This is a genomic window from Rhodococcus sp. ARP2, assembly GCF_001029585.1.
Taxonomy (GTDB): Bacteria; Actinomycetota; Actinomycetes; order Mycobacteriales; family Mycobacteriaceae; genus Rhodococcus_F; species Rhodococcus_F erythropolis.
Map to the genome: position 1 here is coordinate 1 of NZ_LEKE01000009.1, position 2140 is coordinate 2140.

Genomic DNA, 2140 nt, shown 5'->3' on the forward strand with positions numbered 1-2140 from the left:
TGACCACCGCGATGAGGAGAAAGGCGACGATCTCGAAATAGACGGTTCGGTTCTTCATCGCGTTCCTCCTTGCAGGGGTGTCGTGATCGGCAGTTCCCGATCGGAGGCGGGCAGAGGTGGCAGTGGCGGTGCGGCGCCCGGAATTATCTCGTTGAGCACCCCGGTCACGGTGCCCTCGACATCGACGTCGAGGTCGATGTTCACGTAATCACCTGGGCTGGCGCGCTCGAGGAGCACTCTCGCGTTGTCCAGGTTGGACATGGTCTCACTCAGAGTCGGGCCCATTGCCGAGAACTGGTCGAGGATGGGTGACAGTCGTCCGGTGATCTCGGAAATCTGGTCGGCCGACTGGTCGAGCACGGAATTGGTTGCGGTACTGAGCCGATCGGTTTCGTCGAGAAGATCGAGGAGCGGTTGTCGTTGGTCGGCGATCACGCCCAATGCGGGTGTGAGTGTTCGCAAGCCTTCGTCGATGGTGGCGCTCTCGTCACCGATCAGAGCGCTGAGCCGGTTCAGTGAATTCAGTGCCGAATTGATCGATTCCTTTCGGTCGTCAAGTGTTCCGAGAAAAGTGTCAAGGCGCGCAAGCAGATCGCGGATCGTCTCCTCCCTGCCGTCGAGAATCTGATCAGCCTCACTGACGATGTTCTTGACCTGCGCCAACCCGCTGCCGTTCAACAGAGTTCCGACGGCGCCGAGCAGTTGTGCGACATCGGGTCCGCGCACGGTCTCCGATCGCGCGATGGTGGAACCTGGTTCGAGCCTGGGGCCCGTTGGATCGACCGGAACTTCGAGGTTGACAAATGCGTCGCCGATCGGGGTGGACAGCTCGATCCGAGCGCGAGTGCCGACGGGTAGTTCGATGTCCGATTCAATTTCTGTATGTACTACGGCTGCAAATGTTTCCGCGCTCATCGACGTGACTCTGCCGACCACTGCCTGGCCGATCCGCACCTCGCCGCCGACGGGGAGTAATGACGCATCGACGAATTCCATGTTCAGCGGGTACGACTCTCCTGGCAGACCGCGCCCGAGGGGGAGGTGCTGGAAGTTGAGACTGCAGCCGGTCAACGGCGCCGCGATGACAAGTGCCACGACAACGCTCACCACGGACTTGTTCGACGCCATCAGTTGCCCCCACCGAGGATGCGTGCCAGGTCGGAGCTGCCTGCCGAAGGAAATTCGATGGGATTGACGATCCCAGGCCCGGTGCACAGCGGAATCGGCATCTTCTCGCACAGTTCTCGCGTCGTGTCGAACTGTGAGAGATCGGTGGCGACGTTCAGTCGCGCTCTGGCTCGACCTTCTTCGGTGACGAGGTTGGCGACGTTCTCGAATCCCGTTGGTGCCGTTTCGATGATCTCGCGCAGTTGGTCCTGTTTGGTCGCGACTGCACCGGCCAACTGTGCGAGCACACCCAGATCGGCGGTGACCGCCTCGCCGTGTTCGGCGAGTAGCGCTGAGACCTGTCCGAGCAACGTGGTCAGGGAATCGAGCGCCCCGCTGATGTCTTCTCGCTGGGTACTGAACGCGCGGGCGGTGACTGTCACCGAATTCGACAGCGAGTCGACCTTGGTCTGGTTGTCCGCGATCAACTGCACGAGGGTGTTCAGGTTCTTCACGAGTTCGGAGATGTCGGGACTTGCACCCGCCAGTACCGAACTAGCCTGTGAGATGGACCGAACGGCATCGTTGAATGCTTGCCCGTTGCCGTCCAACGCGTGGGCGCCTTCTCCGATGAGGTCACCGATCCCACCGCCGTCCGCGCCAGGGCCGAGCGCCACCGTCAGTTCGTTCACCGATGCGGTGAGCTGGTCCCATGTCAGAGGGGAGTGAGTTCGTTCGAGAGGGATCACTGCGCCGTCCGCGAGGAACTCACCGTCCTCGTAGCCGGGGCCGAGTTCGATCGTGCGGTCGCTGATGACCGAAGGAGACAGGACCCAGGCCTGCGCGTCGGCCGGTATGCGTGTTCCGGACGGCAGGCTCATCGCCACTCGTACCCGGGACCCTTCCGGCGTGACGCTCTCGACCCTCCCGCTGGGAACGCCCAGAATAGTCACCGTGTTTCCGGTGAAGATGGCGTCGGTCGAGGTGAATTCGGCAGTGAGAGTGAGTTGGTGTTCGTCACGCGTGACGAACA

At 61.8% G+C, this 2140-nt stretch carries 2 protein-coding genes; both read right to left on the bottom strand.

Annotation, left to right across the window (positions count from 1 at the left end):
* Positions 1-54: 54 nt before the first annotated feature.
* Positions 55-1128, bottom strand: a complete 1074-nt coding sequence (locus tag ABX74_RS02140) for an MCE family protein (RefSeq protein ID WP_019746824.1) — start codon at positions 1126-1128, stop codon at positions 55-57.
* Positions 1128-2140, bottom strand: a 1013-nt coding sequence (locus ABX74_RS02145; protein WP_047888118.1) for an MCE family protein, incomplete at its 5' end; no start/stop codon positions are given. The genes ABX74_RS02140 and ABX74_RS02145, both read right to left, overlap by 1 nt.

What these genes read in the sequence shown, in the direction of transcription:
- ABX74_RS02140 (WP_019746824.1), bottom strand. Translation starts at nt 1,128, where the DNA reads ATGGCGTCGAACAAGTCCGTGGTGAGCGTTGTCGTGGCACTTGTCATC.